Genomic DNA, 2,896 nt, shown 5'->3' with positions numbered 1-2,896 from the left:
TATTTTGCATTTTTCAAAAGATGGTTGGGTTTTTGTCTTTATATTTCTATGCCATCATTCCCTCCAGCAACCGTTTTATATAAGCCTGGCCTTCTTCCTGGAACAGTACATTTACCTGGTCAAAATTCTTACGGTCAGCTTTACCGTCTCCTATCCACCAGTTAATTCTATGGAAAGGCGTAACCGAAACGATGAATGATGATAGGCTAACCTCAGCTGCCCCCAACCCGGCTTCAATCTCTTTGACAGTTTTATAGAACTGTATTTTGGGATCATTAAGACCCTCTGAGTGAGAAATGCCTTTGGGGTCTATAAATGCAATGTACTGCTTTCCATTAGTAAAAAGCCAGAGGATAAAATCTGGTTCGAAGAACTGGTTTCCGGTAAAGAACTTCAATCCTCGTCCCCCGCTCTGGTTACGCAGCAGATATAAGTCTTTGTCAGCAAAGAATTCAGTATGGCCGGTAACGTATTCTTTGAGGTCAAGAACGAACTGTTTTTCGCCGTCATTTAATGGCACCGGCTTTATTTCCAGGGTAGTTTGGCCTTTGGATTGGCATAACAGTGGTTCAAACAGGTGCTGGCCAAAACCGACCGGTTCGAAAACATGATGTGCAAACTTGCGAAAATCAATTTTTCCCAGCACCCCCTTGCGGTTAGCTTCTTCCATAGTATCTACCAGTTGCTGTAGTTTTTCTAATAACGAGTCTTCGGTCTCATCCACCGACACTTGATAGGAGTAGAGCAGATTGGCATCATCAGGGGATAGCTCCACATACTCCAGGTTGGGCAATTCCCAAGCCTTCTGCTGATAAGCATAGAAGCGATCACAGTATTTCTTTAAAAGTACAATTACTATTTCCTGCCACTTGCGCACCTGGCTAAAAGAGCTAAACTGCATTTCCTTACCGGTAATATACAGGGTATACCAATCCGGATCAGCCATTATCTTTGGCAGAATATGACGCGGTATATGCAGATTATGGCGGCCCTTTTCGTTCTTGTAACGCAGCAATTCGAAATAAATCTCCTCCCAGTTTAAAAAGGCCAATTGTTTATCCGTAAAGCTTTCCTGGTTAAATACTGATTCCTGTACCGTATGTTCTGCGCCAGCAGCTATACGAACCTGCAGCCGGGGATACCAGTTCAAGATTACCTTTTGCCGCTTCAAGTATGCCGGCGGCAAATCAAGCACCGGTCTGGGGCCATCCTTCTTATAGTCCAGATTCCCCTTAACCCGCAAAACCTTCAACGGTTTAGCGGGAGGCCAGTGTCTTAAGACCGGCAGGGTAATGCTAACCGGCTTATCCGGCGGCAGTCCTTCTTCCTCCAGGTATTCCTGGAATTGTTTCATGTATTCCGCCCGCACCCCGAAAACACTCAGCGTTTCGGACAGAGTAATATGGTCAGGAGCAGTATTGGGGCATATCACCCGGCTACGTTTCAAGCTCATGTTGTAACCCTTGAGCCGGACTCCGCGGCCAAAGAGCTGGATTATTTCTGAACCTTCTTTGCGACCTACATTCAGCAAACCCATAGTGCTTACCCGCCACGAACTCCAGCCTTCACTGAATTTCCTGGCGCCAATAAGTATATTAATCCTGGAATCCCGGGAATTTATCTGCTGAAAAAGCGAAGTAGAAAAATCCCGTTCATCAGTATTAAGACCCACTTCATCACATAGCTTTAACAGCTCCTTATCCGCGCCTACATTAATAACCCCGAAGTAATCCGAATCTCCCAGGCGCAGGCCGATTTCGCCCTTAACTCCCTTCAAATTATCCAGGTGCAGGGTAGCCCCCGGTACGGCGCCATTACCCAGGAGACGTAGTATATCCCAATACAAATCTGCACCGGTCAGGGATAGGCCGGTAAGGTACGGAAAAGCATTGGAAAACAGATCCCGCCCCCGCCCATCCACCAGGCCGGTATTTCCGCTCATAAGCAGGTTAAGATTAAGGATTGATTCATTCTCATCCCGGGCAAACTGTTCCAAAAACTGCATTATACTGACCACATCGGCCACTTCCAGTTTGCCTTCCTTCGAAGTAGCTGTAACGCTTTTACCCACAAATACCCACAGGGGTTTCTCCAGTAGGAAAGGAGCAAAGTCAGTCTGTTTATCCTGATACAGCCTCAACTGCTGGTAAAATGCCAAGAGGCAGGAGGTGAGATATAGCTGGCGATGGTCATCATTGGCCTGGTTCTCCGACAGGTTAAGTATGCGATATTCCTTGCCATAGCCGTCTTTATAGAAATATTTATAGGAATAATCGAACAGAATACAGCGGGCATATTCCTGGATAAGGCCTTCCTTGCCGGCGGCCTTCATAGCCTGGCCAAAAGTAGCCGAGTATTCGAAAGAAAATCCGCTGGCACACAGCCGATCCCGTATACCCTTCCAGACCTCGCCGCTGGAACCCCGGTGCCCCTCATCGACCCGGAAGTATTCAGTGGTCTTGATATAATACTGGTCGGCATTGGCCCAGTGTAGTTCAGCCCATTACCATCTAATCCAGAGCAATTCCACAAATAAATTAACCGGTCAAAAGACTACGGATTAGCACTCTGAACACAACCCTCATCTTCCGTCTTTAAACACCTCTTCCATTGGAATACCTTCCAACCTTCCTTCTCTGTACGCTGCAAGTCTTTTTTCTGCTTCCTCTGCCCATAACTCATCAAGCTTCCGGTCAGGCTCATCTATACTCTTGATTAAACTTTCCACCAGTATGAATCTCTCTTCAATTTTGAGCTTTAATGCCTGTTTTAGAATTTCATCAGCACTCATGTTTTTCACCTCTTCTTCAAGGGAAAATAAGTATTTTTGCTTTCCGTAATTTTTAGTACCTTTTATCGCATTGTAGCATATCAAAACTTTTTTGTTGCAATTTTA

General features: G+C 45.7%; 2 protein-coding genes. Both read right to left on the bottom strand.

Annotation, left to right across the window (positions count from 1 at the left end; all coding sequences use genetic code 11):
- Nucleotides 1–46: 46 nt before the first annotated feature.
- Nucleotides 47–2,332, bottom strand: coding sequence for a hypothetical protein (locus PHP87_RS11740; protein WP_299921594.1), 2,286 nt, complete (start codon nt 2,330–2,332; stop codon nt 47–49).
- 249 nt (nt 2,333–2,581) lie between these two features.
- Nucleotides 2,582–2,791, bottom strand: coding sequence for an addiction module protein (locus PHP87_RS11735; protein WP_299921592.1), 210 nt, complete (start codon nt 2,789–2,791; stop codon nt 2,582–2,584).
- Nucleotides 2,792–2,896 lie beyond the last annotated feature (105 nt).

The organism is Syntrophomonas sp. (assembly GCF_028707975.1).
Taxonomy (GTDB): domain Bacteria; phylum Bacillota; class Syntrophomonadia; order Syntrophomonadales; family Syntrophomonadaceae; genus Syntrophomonas.
Note: the sequence above shows the minus strand (reverse complement) of the source record. Positions and strands in the feature narration are given on the sequence as shown.

Coding starts and splice junctions, on each gene's coding strand:
- PHP87_RS11740 (WP_299921594.1), bottom strand. CDS start 2,332: ATGAAGGCCGCCGGCAAGGAAGGCCTTATCCAGGAATATGCCCGCTGT.
- PHP87_RS11735 (WP_299921592.1), bottom strand. CDS start 2,791: ATGAGTGCTGATGAAATTCTAAAACAGGCATTAAAGCTCAAAATTGAA.